Raw genomic sequence first — 23,714 nt, 5'->3', positions numbered from 1 at the left:
CTCATGGCCAAAGTCGGTTGTTACCGCATCTGCTTCTGCTTATCCCTTGACCGCACCTGCTGTCATGCCGTTCACAAGCTGCTTCTGAAGAATCAAATAGAAAAGGATGATCGGAATCAGAGCGATCGTGAGCGCAGCCATCTGCAGTGTAAGGCTCGCCGTTTCAATGCCGACGAAATTAGCGAGTCCGAGCGGCAAAGTTTTCAATTCGCTGGAATTGATCAATACAAGTGCAAACAAGTATTCATTCCAATTATAAACGAAATTCAAGATGATGACCGTTGCCATGGCAGGTCTCGTAATCGGCAGGATGATGTACCAAAAAATACGAAAAACGCCACATCCGTCCATAACGGCGGATTCTTCCATATCTTTTGGAAAACCTCTCATAAACCCTTCAAGTATAAAGATTGTCAGCGATAAATGAAAGGCGGTATACGGCAAAATGAGCGATAGACTCGTATCGAGCAGCCTCAACTTTTGCATAATATGAAAGATCGGAATTAAGGTCGCATGAATCGGAATTAACATGCCGAGCAAGAAAATTCCATAAGTGATTCCCCTCAGCTTAAACTCGAACCGGGATAAAAAATAAGAGGCCAACGCTCCAAGCAAAACCGTGACAATAACGGAGACAGCCGTAATGATGATGCTGTTTTTGTAATATGTCCCCATATTCGCCACTTCCCACGCCTTCGCATAATTGCTGAAGTGTAGTACGGTCGGCAGCGAGAACGGGTTCGCAGCATATTCCTGCTCGCTCTTGAAGGAATCGACCACCATCCAAAAAAGCGGTAATAGATTAATAACGGCAAACAAGATTAAAAACGCGTAAATGATGACATGCTTAATTTTTCCTATCCGTTCCATTCGGCTTCAACTCCTCCTTCTTCAGCTCTTTTTTTCCATGCCTAATTTATTCACGACAGTGACCACAATCAGGCTGAATACAAGGATCAGAATGGATACCGCACTTCCGTAACCGAAACGCATGTTTACGAATGCATTGTTATACATATAGATCGTCATGACTTCTGTATAATGGGCCGGTCCACCGCCCGTCATGACCTGAATCAGGTCGAAGACACGGAAGGAACCGCTGATGCTGTACACAACAGCGACGACAAGCGTATCCCGAATCATTGGAATCGTGATGAGAAATGTTTTCTTCAGGCCGGTAGCTCCGTCCATATGAGCCGCCTCGTTGACTTCGGCCGGTATATTTTGCAAAGCGGCAAGCAAGATAACCATATACAAGCCGCAGTTTTGCCATATATAAGTGATGCTGATCGACAGCATGGACCACTCGGTGCTTCCAAGCCAGTTTTGCTTCAACTTGTCCAAACCAAAGAGTCCGAGAACGGAATTGAGCATGCCGTATTCCGTATTATAGATCATTCCCCAAATCAAGGAAACGATGACGGAAGAGATAACGACGGGTAGAAAACCAACCGTGCGGAAGAAACCTGAACCTTTCAGTTTCTTATTGAGCAGCAGCGCCAGAAGCAACCCGAATGGGATCGTTCCTACGATACCCGCAATCATAATGAAAATATTGTTTTTGAGTGAATTCCAAAAAATCGGATCTTTCATAATTTCGATGAAATTATCAAGCCCGATGAACGTCATGGGCGAAATACCGTCCCAGTTCATGGCGGAGTAGTAAAGCGACAAGCCGATCGGTACGACGGCGATGCCTAAATAAATGACAAGCGCGGGCAGCAGCCCGATGAAAATGGAGAACTTCGTTCCCTTGAGCGTATGCATGGCATTTCCTCCTTTTCCCAAATTTGCCCCTTAAAAAGGGAAGAAAACTCGAACCCTCGAGTTTTCTTGCCTAACTCATTTACTTTTTAAGATTATCAATTGCACTCTGCAGATCTTTAGCCAGTTGCTCCGCGGAACCTTTGCCTACGGTTAGAGCCTGTAGGCCGTTTTGCATGACATCGACCACTTGTGCAGGGATCACGCTGTCGAATACCGGAGCGATTCCTTTACCCGTAAGCGCCATCATCTCTTTTAAATAAGGGCTCGCATCTTGCGGAATTTCAACTTTCGCAGGGACAACGACGCCTTTACTAATCAAAGTCTTGTACAAATCTTCTCCGACGAAAAATTTCAAGAATTCGATGGCTGCCGCTTTCTTTTTCTCATCCAATCCGTTGCTGATGGAGATACCGTATTGAACGACGCCTGCGCTTTTCTCAGGGTTCCCCTTACCGCCAGCAACACTAGGGAACAGGGCGATACCGAATTTATCCCCTTCCTTATTGTTGATACGGACTCTACCGTCAACTGTAGAAGATGAAATATGCATAGCCGCTTTGCCTTGGATAAAATAATCTTGCGCCTGAACCGAATCCATATTGTTCATGTCTGTGTTGAAAGCGGACAGTTTGGTTAGTTCTTCAATGACGCCAAGCGCTTTCACATACTCGGGATCCGTAAATTTAGCTTGCTTATTCAATACCTGATTCAAGAAATCGCTGCCAACAAAACGATCCCCAATGATGGACATATAGGAAGATTGAAGCGGCCATTTCTCTTTATTGCCCATTGCTATCGGAGTCATTCCCGCAGCTTTCAGCTTTTTGATCGCATCGATAAAGTTGTCGTACGTTTTTGGAAACTCGGTATAGCCCACTTTTGCAAACATTTCTTTGTTGTAATAAATAATGTCGACGAATGATTGCTTGGTCGGAATGGCATACTGCTTCCCGTCTACTTTCATGCCGGCTAGCGCATCTTCAGGAAGGACGTTTTTCCAGTTGTCCATAATGGAGTCGATCGGCATTAACAGATTTCCGGCAACAAGAGGCGTAATATCAGCTCCCGGCCACACGACATTAATATCGGACAGGTTGTTTCCAGCTGCAAGCGTGCGAAGCTTTGTCTTATACTGGGCAGACGGCACCCCGTCCTGTTTGATTTTAATATTCGGGAACTTTTTCTCAAATTCTTCGATTCTCGCCTTATAAGCGTCATTATCGACATTCGGCGACGTCCAGGGATGCATCATCGTCAAAGTCACGGTTTCGCCCGCTGCTGCTGTTGCCGATGCTCCTCCAGTAGTTGCTGCGCCTTCCTTTTTACCGCAAGCAACGCCAACCGTCGCAAGCATGGTAACCATGCCGATCAATAATGATTTTTTAATCTTACGACTCTCCATTTTCAACCCTCATCTCTGCGTATTTTGTCCTAGTTTTTAATGCCCATTTACTATTCCTTTAGATTATAGTTCCTATGAAATGAATCTAATATCCTACGAAATTTTGATAATATCCGAAATATGCCACTAAAATGCGGAGCGCTTTCAAATTTGCATGTTCCAACCTTACATGATCCTCAGCTAATCTGCCTGAATCATCGGCGAATCCTCCTAGTTCCAACAGAACGATGCTTCTATACTTATCTTATCAAGGAATGCCAAACCAATATGGAAAGGACGATCGCCATGAAGGAACAGCCATTCGGCCAACACCCGGCAGACCGCTACATCTCTCAGGATCAGATTGAATTTTATCGGGAAAATGGATTTGTTCAAGTCGATGATTTGCTGGATGGGGATGAGCTTGCCGCATTACGCGAATATATGGAGGAGTCGATGAGTGCGAAAGAAGGCTTATCGGTGAAAACAGGCAAAGACAATCCAGCATACGCCAGAGTCCTTAATCAGAAGGTGAACACCTGGAGAGATCACGGCGGCATGGCGACCTTCGCCTTTCACCCCCGATTTGCGGAAATTGCCTTACGTTTGACAGGTGCGAAAGGAATCCGTTTTTTCCACGATCATGCGTTATGGAAAATGCCCGGTGACACGAATGCCACGCCATGGCATCAAGACTCTCCGAAGTGGCCGATGAATGAGGACGGCTGCATGAGCATCTGGATTGCGCTCGATGATGTGGATGAGAATAACGGCTGTATGATGTTCGTGCCGAAATCTCACAAGGTGGGGAAGTTAACGAATATCTCGTTGCATGATCCGGTTAATATTTTCGACTTTGTTCAAGGAACCGAAATAGCTGAACGGAAGCCTGTCGTCGTACCTCTGAAAGCGGGCAGCTGCACATTTCATGACGGACTTACCTTTCATTATGCGCATGCGAATAAAACCGACAAGCCTAGACGCGCTTACGCCATCATCTATATGCCGGACGGTACTACGTTTAATGGGAAACCTCACATGGTTTTGGATGGGCAGACCTATACGCCTGAGGAACCGCTGCGCGGGCCTATGTTCCCGCTGCTTGCCAAAATCCCGGCTCAGAGCTGATCCTTTCGATATTGGCTGGGAGACATGCCGGTCCAATGCCGGAACGTGCGATTGAATAAGCTGACGTCTTCAAAGCCGACCTCTTGGGCGATCGCTATCATTTTGAGTTCCGTCTGGACCAACAGCCGTTTGGCGGCCATAATTCGCATTTCATTGCGGTATTCCAGAAACGTACGTCCTGTATTCGCTTTAAACTTGGCCTTGAAGGTGGAGACACTCATCCCGCACAGACGGCTAACCTCGGCCAGCTTAAGCTGCTTCTCCAGATGACGTTCAATAAAGCGGGCGATTTGTTCCATCGCCTGCTTTTCTGATGGACTCGCAAGCCTTACGCTTTCGTTGTTCTTGCGGTTGCAGCGGCTTAGAAAAACGAAACATTCCACTAGCTTGGATCGGATCATCGATCGGTAACCATGGTCTTTCACCGTAAATTCCCGAACAATTTCGTCGAGCAATGACTTGAATACGCTCTGCTCGACTGGGGACAGCCATAGCGAAGGCTGATCTTTGACCGATTGGCGCATAAAGGGAACGACATAATAAAAATCAAAAAAAGAAGCGTCTTCCTTCAACTTTTCCAACTCATGAAAAATCAGGGACGGATGAAACAAAACATTATAGACAAGAAGCCGTTCATTCTCCCCCACTCTGTAGGAATGTTCCATGCCGGGTTCAATGATGAACGCATCTCCTGTGTGAAGCCTGTGTTCAATCCCTTTATAAGTATGCATGCCGCTACCCTCGACGATGTAGACGAATTCGACAAATTCGTGGCTGTGCGGAGCTACGTACCGTCCTGCCGGGAGGTCGAAGGGGGCTGCGTAGAATGGAAAAACATCGCTTTCCAGAAAGCGGTCATTGGTATGATTAACCATAATTTAGCCCCCTCTACGTCTGTTCGGCTACTCCGCTCTTTTAACCGTGATACCAGGTGGGAAGCTTTCGGTCCACACCCCGTTGTTGTAACTGAGCTGAATCTTTCCGGTTGGAACTTGTACCTGCAGAGAAAACGATGTCCAAGATGCAGGAAGCTGCGGATAAAATGCAATTTCTTCCCAACCCGGCTTGGCAGGCTTGAGTCCTATCATGTCTTCAATCAGCACAGGAACGGGTCCGCTTGCCCAAGGATGGCATAGGCTGGTGTTCCATTTCTGATCCTTCCCCCACGCCTCGAAGCATGTCGTTGCTCCTTCTTTCAGCATATTCCCCCAAGAATGTTCATCCTCAGACGAAAGCAAACCGTAGATCAATTCATACTCTTTCGCCTCTGCAAGTGCCTTCATGACGAAGTAGGAAAAATAAACGCCGCAAGCGAATCGTTTGGTTCGGATCATGTCGACGATAGCCACGACGGATTGATCAGGGGCGATGCCGAATAATAAAGGAAGAACATTGGCGTGCAGAGCATGATGCCTACTTTCCTCGGAATCTTTAAACAAAGCTTTCTTCTCATCATAGAAGGCGTCCAAGAAGCTTTTCTTTAATTTCGGCAGCCGATTCTCATAAGTGACGCCCAGTAAATCCCGCATCTCGTTCACCGTACGCACACAGCCGATATATAAGGCATTGATGACATTATGACAGCCAGGGCCAATCGGCTTGGTTAGTTCGAAATCATAGTTATCTCGCAATCCTTGCGGCCAATCGACAAGATTCCATTTATCCGCAACCCCCTCCAGCAATCCATCTTCACGCTCAAATTTCTCAAAATGCTGCAGCAACCCTTCCGCATACGGGTACATCTCTTGAAGAAAGGCTTTATCGCCACTGTAATTGAAATACGTCATGACTTGCATCGGCCACTGTAAAGAAAAATCAGCTATTTCCTGCATGAAATGTCCCGGCACAACGGCCATAAGCCCGCCACAGACGAAAGAACTGCGTCCAAATTGTTCAATCGCCTTGCGATATAACCGTAAATCCCCGCTCAGCAGCATATGCGAGTGGCCGATAATCGTATTGTCGCCCAAGTATTGGCCTTTCTCCCTGCTGGGACAATCCACGAAATTTTCCTGCGAGCCGTATTGGACACCATTTTTACATATGTCAAAAATTTGATTCATCCGCTCATCCGAGGTATGAAGCAAACAGCTTTGTTCATCAAAGGGATAATGTCTGACGATGGCATGAAACGATTCCGGGTTCAAAGCTTCCTCCGACCCTTGCACTTCCACATAACGGAAAGCCTTGTAATCATACGTTAGGAAGGAGTCGATCTCACCGGATAAGATCCACTGATCATGGTAAAGGCAATTGCAGCGCATTTCGTAACGTACAGCCAGCTCCCCCGGCAGCAGTTCTTCCCCGGACCATATCTGGACTTCTTCTCCTGCCTTACCATGTGCAATCATCGCGAATTGGCCCGTCAGTTCTCCTCCGAAATCGATCAGATAGTGACCGGGTCCCAATTGTCGGACACTCGAAGGCTGCTTCCGATAGACGTCAAGCACCGGAGTCGGCTGTTGAACAAACGTATAATCGATTGTCTCCGCAGCTTTCGCTTGCAGCCAATCGGAATCGTCATACCCGACTTCTGTCCACCCTCTCTCCGATTGCCTTGCGTCCAAATGCTCGGTAAATTGCGTGTCATATCCAAAAGCCGCACCGGGCCGATTATCGTATACCCGCTTCGCTTTCCAAGTACGATCTGTTTTCACCAGCAAATTCTCGCCTGCCCACAGTTCTGCCAGCACACCTTGCCGGTAATCGGCGCTGTTATAAGCACGATTTAACAACCCTTGATAATAAACATGAATGGCAATGACATTTTCCCCGGCCTTTAAACTTGAAGCAACATGGATACTATTGAAATAGTAATGATTCGCATCGCTTTGCGCCGGCCCCTGACAAACGAACTCGCCGTTTATATACAGCTTGTAATAATCATCCGCCGTGAGATGAAGCCAGATTTCCTTCTCATCCAAGCTCTGTTCATCCAGCATAAATACGTTTCTGACATACCAATGGTGATGCTGCAAATCGATCCGATGGGGTTCATCTTCACCTGCTTCCAGCTCTTTATGGTAGAGATAATGCTTATTTAGATTGATAAATGAATCCTCAGTCAACCAATCTGCCTGCCACTGTGCTGACAACCGAACCCTCTCCTCTTCAATTATAGATACACGCTATATTCCGTATTACAGTATTTTGTCAGTGAAACGTTTCTTCCGAAAGTCGCTCGGAGGGAAGCCGGTCAACTTCTTAAACGCCCGGTTAAACGAAAAATAATGCTCATAACCAACGAGTCCGGCGATATCCTGAATCGACGTGCCCGTTTCTTCGAGAAGCTGCTTCGAATGAAAGATACGCAGCGCTGTTAAATAATCGATAAAATTTTCACCTGTCTCCTCTTTAAATAAGCGGCTGACGTAATTTTTACTTAATGAAAATTGTTCGGCAAGCAGCTGCAGGGACAAGTCTGCATTTGCGTAATGGGCGTCAATGTAGGCTTTCACATCGTGAATCAGCAGCCTGTGACTTTTAGTCTCACGCAGCTGCTTCCATAACTCGGCAACGGTGCTGAGCCGTTCCGACAGTACTTTTTTGATATCGTCCATCGTTTCAAATCGGTCAATTGCCTGGGAAATAGGAACGAGTCCCTCCACCCGCCATGACTCGGTATACTCACTGGGAAATTCAGACAGTTCACGCGTGAAAGTAAAGGTCATATAGTAAAGCAGGTTCTTCAACTCATCCCGGGTATACAATTCGCGATTGATCGCTTTGAACAGGAAATCGAACTGGTTATACCATTCTTCGTTTCCGCTTTTATACAACTGAACGATCGTACGGATTAACTGTAAAATATCAAACAACTCGGTTTCCGTCTGCCGCGCAATGACCTCATAGTGAATAACCCGATTATTTCCCAATGAGGAGCGGTATTGTACAGCCTTAACAGCCTGCTCGTAGGACTCACCGATGTCCTCCGAACGCTCCGTCATTTTCCCAACGCCGATCGTTACCGTGAAGGCAAGATTGGCTTCGACCCACGCCCGCATACTCTCACAAATGGCACTAATATCACTCATTGAAAGTTCGCCGTCCGCGCCAAACAGAATACTCATTTTATCCACAGATATCCATTCACTCCAAATGCCTATCCCATACTGCTCAGCGGTTTCTTTCAACACGTTCGACAAGACGAATTTCAGCAGCACCTGATCTCGCGTGGAGTAGTTTTCTGTAAAATCGCTAATTCTATCAATCTCCAATTTGGCCGTATTGAATGAAAGCCAATTACAAGGGTAACCAAAATTATGCATCTCTTCGGTCAATTCGTCTTGACTGATGGGACGATCTCCTGTCAGAAGTTCTTGAAAAAAGTATTTTTGACGATAAGGCAAATTTAAATTACTCTCGGACTGATAACGATCAGCGAAATCAATAATTTTGTCTACAGCCGCATCGACGACCGAAATCAATTCTCCGCCCGGCTGCCTGACGTTTAAATAATCGGATATTCGGCTCATACTCGCATCAATCGGTCTTGCATAACGTTTGGACAAGTAGATAATTAAGGCTGAAGCAATCAGAACCATCACAACTCCAATAATGATCCAACTATAATAGAGCTCGGAAAAAAAGCCATAATGGTAGGATTCTTTTATTCCGCTGTTGAACGTCCACCCTGTCTCCTCAAACTTCAAGTTAAGGATGTCCTTATTCGCTTTCACTTTACTTTGCCCGATTAATTGTCCTGCCTGATCGACTAAGGTAATTGAACTAATTGAGCTTACAGAGATGCTTTGCAGCCAAGAGGCCAGACTCGAAACATCGATATTCACGATAAGGATGCCGCTTGGCTCCGTCAGAAAAGGGACCTTTTTCACGAGGGATACAACTTGAGCGTCATAAGGTTGAGAAGGAAGAACTTTATAGGTTCTTACATTCGTCCAAATGCTTGGAAGCGGCTGCTTCATCTGCTCCTGAACGAAATCGCGATCCCCAAATTCAGCAAGTGGCAGGTACATCTCCGTGCCGAGCACCGTCCTATCGATATTGCGATAAAAGTAAATGGATTGAATGAAGGGAAAACCCGCCTGAACCTGCCTGAAAAGTTCCGCCACCTTGCTGCGCAGCAAATACGGGTTAACATCAGAATCGTGAAGCTGAAACATGTACTGATTAAACTCCCTGTTATTAACGGTTGCCGCATTCACATTCTGATCGATGTTGCCAAGAATCGAGTTAAGCTGAAGCATGGTGTATCGCGTAAATGCTTCATTAGCACTCACAGTTTGCGTTTGGGACTGCTTATTCATTGTCATGAAGAAAACAAAAAACAAGATGAATACAAGCAAATAGACAATTGGCAGGTAGGTGGTGACCAAACGGTAAAACCAAGAATGTTTCTTGAACATGGCATGCTCTCCTCGGGCATCGAAATGAAACGGCGAAACCGTCTATTAGGGACGGTACGAACAAGGCTGTCGGCAGAAATCTACCGACAGCATTCTCCATACTCTTTTAGTTAAAATTCATGGAAAGTAAATCGTTTTGGCTAACCATCGTATCCTTATTTTTCGTATACCAGTCCTGATACCAGGCCTCTAGCTTATCGCCATCTGATTTTTTCCATAGATTGATCGCATCCTGTTTGGCTTGAGCTGAAGTATACGAAGAACCGCTTACAATCGCTTTATTCCATAAGTCCCCAATTGGGTTGCTGGTGGAATCAAGCAAGTTCTTGGAGATGAACTGCATGTCAGCAGGAAGTGCAGGCATGAACCCGCCAAGCGTGATGCTGGCTAACGGGCGGTCCTTTGTAATGTTCAAGCTGAAAACGTCCTTGCCGAGATCGTAAAACTCCTTCTGAAGCGGATTGCTTTGATCAAAGCCCTTCATCGTCGTATCAAACTCGTTATAAACGTATTGGCCGCCTAACATACGGAAGTCGCCTAACCAGTCAAGCTCCTTCTTATTTTTCTCCGCATTAATCGGAACTTCTTTGTTATTTTCAACTTTGTAATGTGTGCCTTCAATGCCGCTATAGGTCGTTTTGACCCATTCCGGTGAGCTCAAATAATCAATCATTTTGATGGCCGCTTCAGGATCTTTCGTTTTGGCGTTCAAGACACCCGTCAACTGCACCGGTGGATTGAAATCTGGCGAAAAGCTGCCAAATTGGCTGGACGGCAGTGCGATGGCCACCAGCTTGGCATCCGGGACATTTTTACGCAAGGTTTCATATTGAGACGTAAACACTTTGTATGAGCCTGCAGCTGTATAGATCCCTATTTTACCTGTTACAAAATCTTGCTCGGCTTTCTTTCCATTCTTATCGGTCAGAAAATCTTTATCGACGATGCCTTCATCGAAAAGTTTCTTGCGGAAAGCGTTCGCAGCCTCGGCCCGATCCCAATCCTTCACCCATTTGCCGTCTTTGAGAATCCAGGTCACATTCTGGAACATAGGATCGATTAAGCTGCCGCCTCCGGCCATATTCAAGCCGTATGTATCCTTTTTGCCGTTGCCGTCAGGATCTTGCGTTGCAAACGCTTTCGCAACTTGAAACAATTCATCCGCCGTTTTTGGCGCCGATAGTTTCATCTTATCGAGCCAATCCTGCCTAATCACCGTATAACTATAGGGCACATAGCCAAGAATACGGCCCAAATCATAAATTTTCCCGTCATCCCTCGTGCTCAGCTTTTTGAGCAGAGGAAATTTATTTAGCAGCTGCTTGTATGTCGTGCTATTTTTTTCAATCAAATCTCCGATGGGCATGATCTGTTTTTGTAAATACAGTTGATTGCGGAACCCGACATCGTATTCTAAAATAACATCCGGCGCTGACCCTGACGCGACAAGAGTATTCAGCTTGTTAACGGATTCTGCACGCGGGACAGGGGATATCTTTAAATTGATTCCGGTTTTATCCTGGATGAATTTCGTCCAAATGTTGTTTTCGGCGGTCCCGAGATCAGGTGCAATCGTTCCCCGATCATAAAACGACATCGAGAGGGACATGGCACGCGCAGATGCCGAAGTAGCAGGTGTCGTTGTTGTTTGTTGAGCTTCTCCCGTCTTACTGTCGGAGCAGCCTGCCAGTGACGTTGCCGCAAGCGTCAACGCAACCGTGGAGATGACTAGCGCTTTTTTGTTCATATAAGAACCCTCCTGTTTAGTATTGTATACAAGCATTCTTCTTTTAGGAAGAGCAGACTTGTCAGAAAATAAGATGTGCAGGCCTATCCTTTAACAGAACCAATCATGACGCCTTTCACAAAATACTTTTGCAGAAAAGGATATAAGATCAGCATGGGTACGATCATGACAAATACCCCTGCCGCTTTAATCGACTCCGGTGTGATGGATGTAAGGTCTTCCGAAGACGTATTTGCAATTTCCTGCAGCAATTGCTGGCTGGAAATCATTTGCTGAATAAGTACAGCAAGCGTATTCTTACTGGAATCGTTGATGTAAATCATGACACTGAAAAAGGAGTTCCAGTAGCCAACACCGTAGAAAAGCGTAAGTGCGGCGAGTACCGGCAAGGAAAGCGGCAAAATAATCTGAAGCATTAGCCTGATCTCTCCACAGCCATCAATGCGGGCGGCCTCTTCAATCTCCTCTGGAAAGCCGTTAAAAAATGAACGCATGACCAGCATGTTATAGACGCTTATGAGTCCAGGCAGCCAAAGTGCACCGTAGGTATTAACCAAACCGAGTGATTTGATAACAAGATACGTGGGAATTAATCCTCCATTGAAAATCATCGTAAACACGATCAGCATGGTGAAAAACTTTCGGCCGTACATAAACTTTCTCGATAAGGGGTATGCCCCTAATAGGGTGAAAAGCATGCTAAGGAACGTTCCGACCGCTGTCAGCTCGACACTATTCCGAGCCGCTTGCAAAATGCGTGTGCCTGTAAAAAGCTTATGGTACGTCTCGAAATTCCATCCGATCGGCCATAAGCTGACAAATCCGGATAAGATGGCATCATTGGTACTGAGAGACAAAGCAAGCATATGCAGCATGGGGAGTAAGCAGCTGACAGCAATAACCCCAAGAAGGACATAATTGGTCAAGTAGAAGATCTTTTCTGTAGACGAAGCTTTAATGAGAATACCCTCCTTTTCTACCAAAGACTGTTGCCTGTTCGTTTGGCAATTACGTTGGCTGCAATGACGAGCAATAAGGCCACCATCGACTCGAAAAAGCCCATTGCCGTAGCCAGACTAAACTGTCCGCCATTAATGCCCACCCGAAAATTCCAGGTTGAGATGACATCCGAGACTGCGGATACCGCTGAATTTTGCAGCACATAAATTTGGTCGAAGCTGACCTCCATGAAGTGGCCAACCGATAGCACAAACATGATCGCAATGGTCGGTAATATGGCCGGTAGTGTAATGCTCCAAATTTGCCTTAACTTGCCTGCCCCATCCATGCTGGCCGCTTCATACAGCGACGGGTCAACAGCAGCAAGAGCGGCCAAATAAATGATGGCGTTCCAACCTGCTTCTTTCCATATCCCACTGCCTACAAATATCGCGATCCAACTGTTCTCTTTGTACAAAAAAGGATAAGGTGTATCTGACCACTGGGTAACAAAGTGATTCAGAAACCCTTTTTCCTGGGCAAACACGAGGGCAATAATACCGCCAATGATGACCCAGTTCAGAAAATGAGGCAAATACACAAGGGTTTGCACCAGTTTTTTAAACCACAACTTCCTCGCTTCGTTCAAAAGAATGGCTAAGATAATGGGGAACGGAAATCCGACAACAATTTGTAGGAAGCTTAGAATAATCGTGTTGCGGATAATTCGCAGCATTTGAGGTTGCGAGAACAGAATCTCGAAGTTTTTGAAGCCTACCCAGGGACTTCCGAATACGCCATCGCCAAAATTGTACGCTTTAAAGGCAATAACCAGGCCTCCGATAGGCGCATATCGAAAGATAAGAAAAAAGGCTAGCGCCGGTAAAAACATAAGCATAATGGGGACGTTTTGCCGGAAACGCATGCGATCGAATCCCCGTCTCCTATTGAGCTTTTCAGATACTGTCGTATTGAGCAGCTTTTCTATTTGTCTCACCTTCCTCATCATTTGATGTTCCGTTCAATAACCTTGAATCGCCTTGCCAAACTCTGGATTTATCTTATCTCGTGTTCTCCGCCCTCACAATTCACACATTTCCGAGTAGATCACATTTCTTACATCCCCATTCAATCTCACCTTTTTCACATACCTCAACTTTTTCAATGTGGGAAAAGCAGCAAAGACCAAAAACCCCCTCCATGTCTCGTCTGGAGGGGGGTTGATATGAGAGAACGCTTCAAGAACGCTACCCGTTACTGGGAAAGAACGCAATAATACCGCTTCAAGAACGCTGTCAAGATGAGCCCAAATGACGCTCCAGCTGCAGCACTTCAATGCCGGCAAGCAGCACAATACCGATGCCGTGCGTATCATTTAACAGCCAGGAGAGATCGTCTTTATAGTAGCCAACGCTATACGAATATCCCGAACCGCGGCACACACCGTACACGTTGCCGAATTTATCGATGGAGATGCGGGCCATCCCATTCCAGCCTTTATGAATCGCTGCGATATATTTCTCCGTTTCTGTCAGCCAGCCATATCTGACGCCGCGAGCAAATGCATACAAGAACATGGAGGTACACGAGGTTTCCTCATACGAAGCAGGTTCTGTCAGCACTTGGTGCCACAGGCCGTTCTCCCCTTGCAGGCGCAAGTAACCTTCGCTCAGTTCATTGAAGAATTGTACCAGCTCGTTGCGCTGAGCATGGTCGTCAGGCAACACGGCCAATAATTCGGACAAAGAGAAAATGACCCAGCCATTACCGCGGCCCCAAGCGATTTTCGTAGGTTTGTCGATCCCGAAGTCATAGACGTGAGACATGATTTGCAGCTCAGGGATGTACAACTTTTTCTTAAATTGGATGAATTGATTGGCTGCATCCTCCAGATAACGGATCTCACCAGTCCGCTGGTAGCTGCGGCACATGTACGGCACGCTCATGTACAAATCGTCACACCACAGCGTCGCGTTCGGGAAATCCACATGCTTCGGCTTGCGGTACAGCGATCCATCAGGCAATCGATCCTGCTGATTGCTAATATAATTCGCAATCACATCGGCAATCCGCTCAGCGCCTTGGAGCGGCTGATCTTGCAGCGCCAGCAGCATCGTTGCTCCGAACGAGCCGCAATCATCCAAGCTGTCCAGTGTCGCCAGCGTGTTCAGCACACCCGAGGCGCCGTACTGGGCTTTATCCCAGCCCGCATAGGTGTAGAGCCGCGTGCATGTTTCAATATGCTTGTAGACATATTGCAGCAAATCGTCGCGACCGAGCAGTTTACCGGTCTGCAGCATCCCGTACATCGTCACGCCAAGCGGATAGTTCCACTTGCCGAACAAGGCATTCTCCGTGAACGGCCGCACCCACGTGTTTGGCTGATCCAGACGCCAGAACGTTCCACCCTCCTGCGTCTCCACCAAGGCAAACAGCGAAGCTTCAACATCAGGCATCACGTCCTCTGCACCGAACGGCCCTAGATACAGCCACGCGTCCTTCGCCCCATGTACGGGATAAGGCTCTACAAGCTCAATGCCTGCCGAAAGCGGGTCCAGACGAAAGCCTGCGCTCCCGTTCGCACCATAACATTGAATGACGAGGTTATGCTCACCGTACGCTAACTTCACCACGGCATGGAAAGCGCCTGCTTTGTCAGTGCTCGCTTGCAGTTTCCCATCCACATAAAACGCAAGGCTTCCTTCCGCATGACCGCTCAACTCAACCTGCCGGGGTTCAGCCGAAAAGGAACGAAGCTTCGTCCACGCGAGTGCGTACCCCTCGTTCAGTTCGCCAAAGATGCGGGCTACCGGATTTTTCGCCTGCTCGGCATCACTCCACGCCAGCTTGGGATACCAAGCAATGCCGTGATCTCCTTCCGTGCTTCCCTCACCCGGGAGCTCGCTCCACACATGATCCTGCGGAGCGGTGTAGATCCAGCCTTCGTGGCCGAATCGCTCGGGTGAAGGTGCGAGGAAATGGATCGGGTTGCTCTTATAGGAGCCTGGCCCCAGAGAACCTCCACAGCCCGCTTCCGTCTTGGTAAACTGGAACACCAAATGATTCCAGCCTTTCTTCATCTGAATCGTCACGACTGTTCTGCGTTTGGGATTCAGTTCATCGGCGATATTCGCTTTATAGATGAGTTGCCCATTCGCATACAAAATGAGCGGACCATAGCAGTGCAAGATGAAATTGAGCGGCGTCTCCACGTCACTCCAATATTGCGACCATGCGTAAACAATCTGTCCGTTCTGAATCTCGGGAAACCGATTTACAAAATGAAAGTCATAACTATAATCGTGATTCTTCAATATGCCATTAGTACAAAAAGCTCGGTATGCCATCGGATGAGGTGGGTTGTTGCCTACATATCTGTCGGCTACTGTAGCTAATATTTCGCTTACGCGGTCGCCACATTTCGTATAAATGCTCTCATTGATGTCAATATAACGCTCAGCCATGGTCTCTTCCTCTCCCATTCCAATGCAGAAAGGGGCGAAGTTTCCCCGCCCCCTGCCAGATTTAATTTCTATTTAGCCGCTGCGCCAGCGCTGCGTTTTTGGTACGCATCCGTCATCTCTTGGCTCATTTTCGCCAAATCAGCATCTGTTTTAGCTTTTGTCACGAAATCGTCCCAAGCGGTAATCGGCTCACGGCCCAGAATGATTTTTGTTTTCAAATCTTGTACTTTTTTCTCAAACTCAGGCAGCAGCTTTTGCGCTGTTGGCGAGTACAGACCGATACTGATATCGGCTACGCTTGTTTTGGCACGATCATCTTGGATTTTCATAAACAGATCGTTTGCTTCTTTCGGGAAGTATACCTTCGTAGAGCTCGCATATGGATCGGCTACATAGACAATTTGGTTAAAGTCAGGACCGTTATCTTTGGCCAACTGCTCGGTGTTAATCACCTTTTGGCCATCTTTCACCGTGTAATCCACACCTTCAATGCCGTATTGCTGAATAGCGAATACATCGTCATTCATCCACGTATCGACCATTTTCAAGATGCGTTTCATTTTCGCTTCAGGCACGGATTTCGGGATAGAAACCATACCGGAGAAGCCAGGGCCTTTCGGATTGTATCCATTCATATTGGTCAACGGGTAGAAATCCGTTGGCTTCATGTTCGGATCGATTTTTTTCAACAATTCGTAGTGATCGTTCATCGTGCCCGCTTTATCCATAATGATGCCCGCTTTACCGCCATTGAACAGGTCCGCTGCCTGTGACAGCTTGTAGGAAGCGAAATCTTCCGGCAGCAGCTTATCTTTGTACATTTTAGTCAAGTATTCAATGGAAGTGCGAGTTTCAGGCAGCAGCGCGGTATTGACGATTTTGCCGTCGACCAGCTTCCATTTATCGTTTTTCACGTTCGCGCCTGTGAAGCTGTTCTCAATCATCGCAAGCGTTCCCATATCGGCCGGAGGCGTCATGAAGGCCGCGAGTGCGGTTGTATCGTTTTTGCCGTTTTTATCCGGATCTTTCTCCGCAAAGGCTTTCATAACTGTGTACAGCTCGTCGGTTGTTGTTGGCACCTGCATCCCGAGATTGTCGAGCCAATCCTTGCGAATAATGAAGAAGGAGTCGGCTTCAGCCGGGCGAGGACGCGGGATCCCGTAGTTTTTGCCATCCTGCATTTTCGTCAGGTCCCAAGCCGTTTTGGAGATTTTGGAATTCAAGTTCGGATAATCTTTGATGTAAGGAGTCAAATCCCAGAAAGCGCCTTGCGATACGGAATTACGGAAAACTGACGTGAACGGATCGTTAATCGTGATCAAATCAGGAATATCGCCGGATGCCAATGTCACATTCAACTTATCCGTATAGTTGTTACCGGACACCCATTGAATTTTCATTTTGGAGTTTGTCGCTTTTTCAATCGCCTGTTTGATTTTGTTATCATCTGCGGCCGGAGACGGCGTAAGCAAGATCGTCATGATGTTCACTTCAAGCGGTGCTTCCGTCCCGCCTGCGGCATTACTTTTTCCCGTATCCGCTTTGTTCCCGCATGCAGCCACGACACTGGATAATGCCAGCATCAGTATCATTGAGCCCAAGACAACTTTTTTGCTTTTTCTTACTTTCATTTTGTGATCCTCCCTTGTTATGAACTTCTGTGTATCGAACGCCTTAACAGAGCACAAGGTTGACAATAGTACATTCCACTTTGATCGACAATCGGACTTTTTTGTACCGCCATTTCAGCCATTCTAGGACTATCTTGCAGCTTGCACTTCGATGCATGAAGGCTCTAATCCCTTATTCCGTGCGGTTTACCTCGCGAAATTGACTTGGTGTAATGCCTTCGTACTTTTTGAAAAGCCGATTGAAATAACTATGCTGATAGCCGATCGCATCGGCGACTTCGTTGATCTTCATATCCGTTTCGACAAGCAAAGACTTGGCGTTGCTAATCCGAATATTCGTCAGGAAATCAATAAAATTAATCCCGGTTATCTGCTTAAAAGCCCTGCTTAACGTATATGGACTTGTGCCGAATAAATCGGCGCACGATTCGAGCGATAATTGCGTCATGTACTGCTCGCGTAAATGAGCGATGACTTGCTCGATGATCTGCTTGAAATGATAATCCTGCCGGGAGATCATCTCCTGAACGAAAACCGCAATCACTTTGTGCTGAAACCACTTGAGCATTTGCTCAGGCTCTTTGATTTGCGCAAGCTGCTCGAACAAGTTCACACTGCCGAACAGCTGCACGGGATTCATCCCGGATTGCAAGGACGCATACCGAATGCTGCCCAAGAGCTGCAGCATGCCTTGCTGAAGCATAAATTCGGTCGAGCCGTTCGCCGCCAATTCCTTCATGAATTGGCCGATCAAATCAACAGCGTCTGACTCCTGACCGTTACGAATCGTATGAATAATTTCTTTATCCAAGGTGAACGGGTAACCGGTTTCCTTGAAGACATTGAGCTTGGAAAGCTGCTCCGTCTTAATAATCTGATTCTCGTCAAGCAGATCTCGATATACCAACGCTTGCTTCACTTCCTCGAACAAATGTGGAATTTGTTTCACGTTGTGAACCCATTTGCTGACCGATATCGTAACCTGCATTTTCAGAATTCGGTTTATCGCGAGAATGATTTCTTGACACGCCTGCTCCAAATCATCCTCTAGCCAGGTTAACGGGTGAGCTGCGGGAAAGGATAGCAGAACCCCAATCGAAAAGTTATGGAAATTCATGATTTCCGCTTGTTCATATTGGCTGGTGAACAACTCATCGATAATGTTGGCGGCGGCGAACGTCACGAGACTTTCATCGCCTTGCGAGAACCTTCCCTCCAGGTTGGCAAAACCCGTCAATTGAATCACAAGCGCTACAAATTGACGCTGCTCCGTTTCCCAGCCATAGCGCTTCATCCGCTCCTTCAAGTCGCTCTCTTGCAGAGAAATCAAGTAGCCTTGCGCCAGCTGGAGGAAAAAGCCCTCGCGCAAAAGCGGCATTTGCTCTTTAAGTTTGTCCCGCATCGTCTCCGTTTCCTTGGACATATGCTGCCAGTGCTTCTCGATCATGGCGAATTCGTCCTTCACCTCATCATTCTTTTCACCGGACAGCAGGGTCAGCAGCCGTTGTACGGGATGATAGATGCGGCGGGAGACGAACCAAGAGAGCAGCAGCGCTATGAATAGACCAGAGAAACTGATAATCAATATCCACTTGGAAATGGAAACAACCGGGGCCGTAATGGACGATAGCGGCGCGGCGGAGATATATACCCACTTCTGGCCCAGCCGATTAAAATGGCCGTACGAAACCGAATACGAAACCTTTTGATAATCAAATAACAACGATTCAGGCTTCGCGTCGTTCACCGCTGCTTCCCCTAAATCCGCTTGATGCTTCATGTAGGCTTGTTTAAGCGCTTGATCGAGTTTCGATCCTTCCGCCCCGCTGCTGCTGGATAAATTCCAATTGTCCTCCTCATTGAACAGCATCGTGACGCCCTCATCATAAGGAGTTAGCGTTTTTAGCACCTTTAACAAGTTGTCCTGATTCAATGTGGCAACAAGAGCACCGAAGGGTTCGGTGCTGTCGCCGGGAATTTTATTCACAATCGTAAGCTCCTGCTTGCTCGTTCCTTGAATCTTCGGAAACGTCCAGAACATCGACTTATCATGCTTAAGCAAGGTCTCGTAATTCTCGACATCAACCGATTCACTTAGAAATTTATACCGTTCCGTTGTGAAGACGAGCGGACGCGGCTTGTCCAGAAACAGCTCTACTTTCTGCAGAAAAGGATGCGAGCTCTCAAGAGACAACAGGGTCCGGTACATATCCTGAACCGTCTCGTAATTATAGGCAAAGTTAAGCGTCTTCAATTTATCGTCGAACTTGGAGTCGAACGCCCAATGCGATACCGTCATTTCGAGAAAAGCAAGCTGGTCGTCGATATTCGCCGCCCGATTACTAATCTGATTCTGGTGAAGTCCCTGAAGCTCTTCCTCCACATTGTTCGTGGCGATCCAATAAATACTGAGGCCGGTAATGAGCCCGGGAATGCTTGCCATAATGAGAATCATCGCAAGGCTTTTCCAGAAGAAGCGATTGTTATATTTATATTTTTGAAAATAGCCGAGTAACGCGCCCCAAATTCCAGTCAAGATGCTCACCTTCCAATACCTATTTTTTTACACGATTCGACATCTAGAGCTGGAATCCCTCCCCTTCGGGTCGTTACCCTTTGACTGATCCTACCATGGCACCTTTGGCAAAATGCTTTTGCAAGAAAGGATATACCACCAAAATGGGAACCGTTGCAACAATGACCGCAGCCATTTTTAATGTTTCAGAAGGAGGCGGTACCGAGGAAACATCCATCCGCAGATCCGTGTTATTCGCATTGAGCAAAATGTTTTGCAGCATCACTTGCAGCGGCCATTTGCTGGCATCGTTAATATAAATCAAGGCATTAAAGAACTGGTTCCAGTAAGCGACCGCATAAAACAACCCGAATGCAGCCAGCGAAGGAAGCGACAACGGCAATATAATCCGAAAAAAGGTCGACAAGTCGTTGCACCCGTCCATCGAAGCGGATTCTTCCAGCTCGGCGGGGATACTATCGAAAAAGCCTTTCATCAAAATGACGTTCCAACCGCTCGCAAGTGCCGGTAAAATGAGCGACCACAGGCTATCGATGAGGTGCAAATTACGTACCAGCATATAGTTCGGGATCATACCAGGATTAAACAATATGGTGATTAGAATCGCGATCAGGGCGAATCGTCTACCGCGTAACCTTTTTCTGGATAACGTATACGCCAAGGAAGCAGTGAATATCAAGCTGAGTGCTGTACCGACTAGAGTCACGTAGACGCTTACTCCAATCGATTTCGGAAATGCGCCTGTCGCCATCAGAAATTTATACGATTCAAGCGACCACACCTTCGGAAAGAGCACGAAGCTTTCCTTCAAATATTCCGTGGGATCGGTAAAGGAAACGACAAACACATAATACAGCGGGAAAAAGGTGATGATGCCGACCAGACCCAGCAATACGATATTCCCTATGTTAAACAACCGGTTTCCCAATCCTTCTTTCATATAATTCCCTCCTAAGGACATTGCTATAGCTATGTCTCTCTATTGATATGGACGCTAGTAAACCCCTTCTTCGCCCATTTTTTTCGAAATCCAGTTTGCCACTACGACCAACACCAAGCCTACAATCGATTTGAACAAACCGGCAGCGGTACTGTAGCTAAACTCGCCTTGTTGAATACCGACCCGGTACACATAGGTATCGAATACTTCTGCCACATGGGAAACGGCGCCATTGTACATCAGGAATACCTGCTCAAAGCCAACATCGAGCATATGCCCGAGGCGCAAAATGAGCAGTGTAATGATTACGTTGCGGATCGCCGGCAGGGTAATATGCCACATTTGGCGAAGTCGGCTTGCCCCATCAATTTTAGCGGCTTCATAGACCCCTGGGTCAATGCTTGCCATCGCGGCCAGAAACAGAATCGTCCCCCAACCGCATTCCTTCCAGATCGATTGCAAGGTCAACATGCCCCAGAACGTATCCGGATTCGTTAAAAAATCAATCCTGGCCAAGCCCAGTCCTTCCAGAACTTTGTTGACCAATCCTTCACCTTTGGCAAACATGAGGAACGTCAAGCCGGAAATAATGACCCATGACAAAAAGTGCGGCATGTAGACGATCGATTGAATGACCCGCTGATACACCACGCTGCGAAGCTCGTTCAAGAGCAATGAAAGCACTATGGGCAGCGGGAAAAAGAGCACGAGGTTCAGCAAATTAATGGCCATCGTATTCCGGAAAAGCAGCATAAAGTCCGGATTGGTAAAAAATCGTTCGAAATGCTCGAACCCCACCCATTCGCTGCCCGTTATGCCGGCAAACGGCGAAAAGTTTTGAAATGAAATGACGACGCCCCACATCGGGGCAAATTTGAATATTAGAAAAAACAATGCGCCTGGCAGGCCAAGCAAATACAAATATTTATCCCGCCTTAGATCTCTTATAATGCCCCTCTTATGCCATTCTCGGGACTTCACTAATTGGTCAGATGCCATAGATTCCGGTTGCATGAGTGCCATCCTCTCCATTCCCCTTTCTCATTTGTTTCTCGTATGCTTAACAACTTAGAATAAAATCTTACCGTTTACAATCAGACAATATTGTTCGGGTTTAAGGCAATTTTGTCGCAACCGGAACGGAAGGTGAGACTATTTTGCCGATTGAGACAATCTTGTGCAAACGGGTGAAAAGCGCGCCACAACAGGGATATACGTTCCGATACGAGCAAAAAGGGGCAGCCCCTGGTCAGTTATGACACATGGGCCGCCCCTCATTGTTATACCATTGCCGCAAGCCCATGCCGGTCATAAAAGACCGGGCCGCGGGACCAGACGCATGCCAAATGCATCAGAAGCTCCCCCGTCATGCGTTCACGGATTCTCGCATAATGCTCATCGTCATACACGTTATGCCATTCGTTAGGATCTGCCGCCAGATCATACAGCTCTCCTTGAAACTCGCCGATTCGGCCAATCGCCTCTCCGAGCTTACCAGGCATGTACAGGATCAATTTATAATCCTGTTTTCTCCACATTAAGGCAGGCGCCGAATGATGCGGCTGCGCTCCTTTGCCATGGAATTCGCAGAAGGTCCCAAGACGCTGCGTCTCGCCCAGTAGATCAAGCCCGGGCAACTGCGGATTGACCGGCAATCCCGCTACCCTGGATAAGGTCGGCACGAGATCCACCAACTCAGCAGGCCGGTCATCCACAGACCCGCGTACCCTTGGTGTCAAATAACTTCCGGCTAAGATCATCGGTACACGGACACTGCTATCATACAAACAATATTTGCTGAAGCGATGCTGTCTCTCGCCCATCATCTCGCCATGGTCGGAGACGAAGACGATCAAAGCATTGTCCAGCCGCCCTTGCCGCTCCAACCGCTCCATAGCCTTACCCAAGTAATCGTCAAGCCAGGAGCAATTCGCCCAATAGCGAAGCGTGGTCCGCTTGCGCTCCTCCGGCGTCATCGCTTCCCAGACATGCCGCTTCTCCCAATAGTTGCTCTGGCTGCTCTCATTCACGGCGTCGGTCGCGGCCAGATGCGTATTCTGCTCAAGCTCCCATGGCGGCTGAGCAATATCCGGGATCTCGTTGAGATCGTATAGATCCTCGAATTCCTTCGGGACGTTGAAGCCGGCATGCGGTTTCAAGAAGGAAAGATAGAGAAACAGCGGGCGCGACGCGTCCAGCCCCTCATCAATAAAATTCAAACATTGCTCCGCCACCCATCCGTCACGGTGCCAATGATTCGGTATTTGACTCGTGCAGCCGATATACCCTTTAGAATTCTCCTCGCCGCCACCGTAATCTTTCGTTTCTTCATAATAAGCGGCGAGCCCCTCCGGCTCGGCATCCCCCATCATGACAGCGCCATCCTCATAATGTCCGCTGTCACGCGACAGTCCGACAGCCCGTACTTCGAAGCCGCGTGCTGAGGGAACCGGATTATTCACTCCGTGGTTCCAGTGGGTTTTCCCGAAGCCTGCGGTTTGGTACCCGGCTTTTCGCATCAATTCCGGAAGCGGATCGCTCGGCAGCTTGTCTTCGTCGTACAAGCCGCCGTGATTGGTTCGCACACCGAGCTGCGAGGGATAATAGCCGAACATCATCGAGGTGCGGCTAGGCACGCACATCGGCGCCTGACATACCGCTTGGCTGTATGTGATTCCCTGCGCCGTCAGTTTATCGATGTTCGGCGTATGGATATGCTTGTTGTAGGCACCGATACAATCCCAGCGCTGCTGATCCGTCATGAAGAAGATAATATTGGGTTTGCTCGTTGCTTGTTCTGTGTTGTTTGGCATGA

Annotated in this window: 16 protein-coding genes; 1 reads left to right on the top strand and 15 read right to left on the bottom strand. The window is 47.5% G+C overall.

Translation table 11 applies throughout. The features are described from left to right. Positions 1–39 precede the first annotated feature (39 nt). From AC3WTJ_RS01860 to AC3WTJ_RS01850, 3 genes are all read right to left on the bottom strand, one after another. A complete protein-coding gene (locus AC3WTJ_RS01860; protein WP_492520298.1) occupies positions 40–870 on the bottom strand; it encodes a carbohydrate ABC transporter permease in 831 nt (276 codons plus the stop codon). A 21-nt stretch (positions 871–891) separates the two neighbouring features. Beyond that, entirely contained in the window at positions 892–1,767 is an 876-nt protein-coding gene (locus AC3WTJ_RS01855; RefSeq protein WP_492520297.1) for a carbohydrate ABC transporter permease, read from the bottom strand. Between the two features lie 79 nt (positions 1,768–1,846). After that, positions 1,847–3,169 (bottom strand): extracellular solute-binding protein, encoded by a 1,323-nt coding sequence (locus tag AC3WTJ_RS01850; RefSeq protein WP_492520296.1) that lies wholly within the window; start codon positions 3,167–3,169, stop codon positions 1,847–1,849. 267 nt (positions 3,170–3,436) lie between these two features. On the opposite strand from AC3WTJ_RS01850, the gene AC3WTJ_RS01845 reads away from it, so the two are divergent. Next, the gene (locus AC3WTJ_RS01845; RefSeq protein WP_492520295.1) at positions 3,437–4,276 is read left to right on the top strand and encodes a phytanoyl-CoA dioxygenase family protein; all 840 of its coding nucleotides are present in this window, start codon (positions 3,437–3,439) and stop codon (positions 4,274–4,276) included. Here AC3WTJ_RS01845 and AC3WTJ_RS01840 read toward each other — a convergent pair. The 12 genes from AC3WTJ_RS01840 to AC3WTJ_RS01785 all read right to left on the bottom strand — a co-directional run bounded on the left by AC3WTJ_RS01840 (position 4,267) and on the right by AC3WTJ_RS01785 (position 23,712). Continuing rightward, the gene (locus AC3WTJ_RS01840; RefSeq protein WP_492520294.1) at positions 4,267–5,151 is read right to left on the bottom strand and encodes a helix-turn-helix domain-containing protein; all 885 of its coding nucleotides are present in this window, start codon (positions 5,149–5,151) and stop codon (positions 4,267–4,269) included. The genes AC3WTJ_RS01845 and AC3WTJ_RS01840 overlap by 10 nt on opposite strands. A gap of 27 nt (positions 5,152–5,178) precedes the next feature. After that, positions 5,179–7,371 carry a family 78 glycoside hydrolase catalytic domain gene (locus AC3WTJ_RS01835; protein ID WP_492520293.1) on the bottom strand — a complete coding sequence of 731 codons (2,193 nt, stop codon included), beginning with the start codon at positions 7,369–7,371 and terminating at the stop codon, positions 5,179–5,181. A gap of 45 nt (positions 7,372–7,416) precedes the next feature. Further along, positions 7,417–9,642, bottom strand: a complete 2,226-nt coding sequence (locus tag AC3WTJ_RS01830) for a helix-turn-helix domain-containing protein (RefSeq protein WP_492520292.1) — start codon at positions 9,640–9,642, stop codon at positions 7,417–7,419. 106 nt (positions 9,643–9,748) lie between these two features. Then, positions 9,749–11,389: an extracellular solute-binding protein gene (locus tag AC3WTJ_RS01825; RefSeq protein WP_492520291.1), complete on the bottom strand. Its 1,641-nt coding sequence runs from the start codon at positions 11,387–11,389 to the stop codon at positions 9,749–9,751. A gap of 83 nt (positions 11,390–11,472) precedes the next feature. Further along, a complete protein-coding gene (locus tag AC3WTJ_RS01820) occupies positions 11,473–12,348 on the bottom strand; it encodes a carbohydrate ABC transporter permease (protein WP_492520952.1) in 876 nt (291 codons plus the stop codon). A gap of 17 nt (positions 12,349–12,365) precedes the next feature. Further along, positions 12,366–13,253: an ABC transporter permease gene (locus tag AC3WTJ_RS01815; RefSeq protein ID WP_492520951.1), complete on the bottom strand. Its 888-nt coding sequence runs from the start codon at positions 13,251–13,253 to the stop codon at positions 12,366–12,368. 370 nt (positions 13,254–13,623) lie between these two features. Further along, on the bottom strand, positions 13,624–15,792 hold the full coding sequence (locus tag AC3WTJ_RS01810; protein WP_492520290.1) for a glycoside hydrolase family 88/105 protein: 2,169 nt from the start codon (positions 15,790–15,792) through the stop codon (positions 13,624–13,626). 68 nt (positions 15,793–15,860) lie between these two features. Next, positions 15,861–17,423, bottom strand: coding sequence for a type 2 periplasmic-binding domain-containing protein (locus tag AC3WTJ_RS01805; protein ID WP_492520289.1), 1,563 nt, complete (start codon positions 17,421–17,423; stop codon positions 15,861–15,863). Positions 17,424–17,595: 172 nt separating this feature from the next. Then, positions 17,596–19,959, bottom strand: coding sequence for a helix-turn-helix domain-containing protein (locus AC3WTJ_RS01800; RefSeq protein ID WP_492520288.1), 2,364 nt, complete (start codon positions 19,957–19,959; stop codon positions 17,596–17,598). A 73-nt stretch (positions 19,960–20,032) separates the two neighbouring features. Continuing rightward, entirely contained in the window at positions 20,033–20,899 is an 867-nt protein-coding gene (locus AC3WTJ_RS01795) for a carbohydrate ABC transporter permease (RefSeq protein WP_127452493.1), read from the bottom strand. 54 nt (positions 20,900–20,953) lie between these two features. Continuing rightward, entirely contained in the window at positions 20,954–21,898 is a 945-nt protein-coding gene (locus tag AC3WTJ_RS01790; protein WP_492520950.1) for an ABC transporter permease, read from the bottom strand. A 281-nt stretch (positions 21,899–22,179) separates the two neighbouring features. Then, positions 22,180–23,712, bottom strand: coding sequence for a sulfatase family protein (locus tag AC3WTJ_RS01785; protein ID WP_492520287.1), 1,533 nt, complete (start codon positions 23,710–23,712; stop codon positions 22,180–22,182). Positions 23,713–23,714: the final 2 nt, after the last annotated feature.

It is taken from the genome of Paenibacillus sp. FW101-FHT12H11 (assembly GCF_058790355.1).
This window is presented reverse-complemented; position numbering and strand designations above follow the sequence as displayed.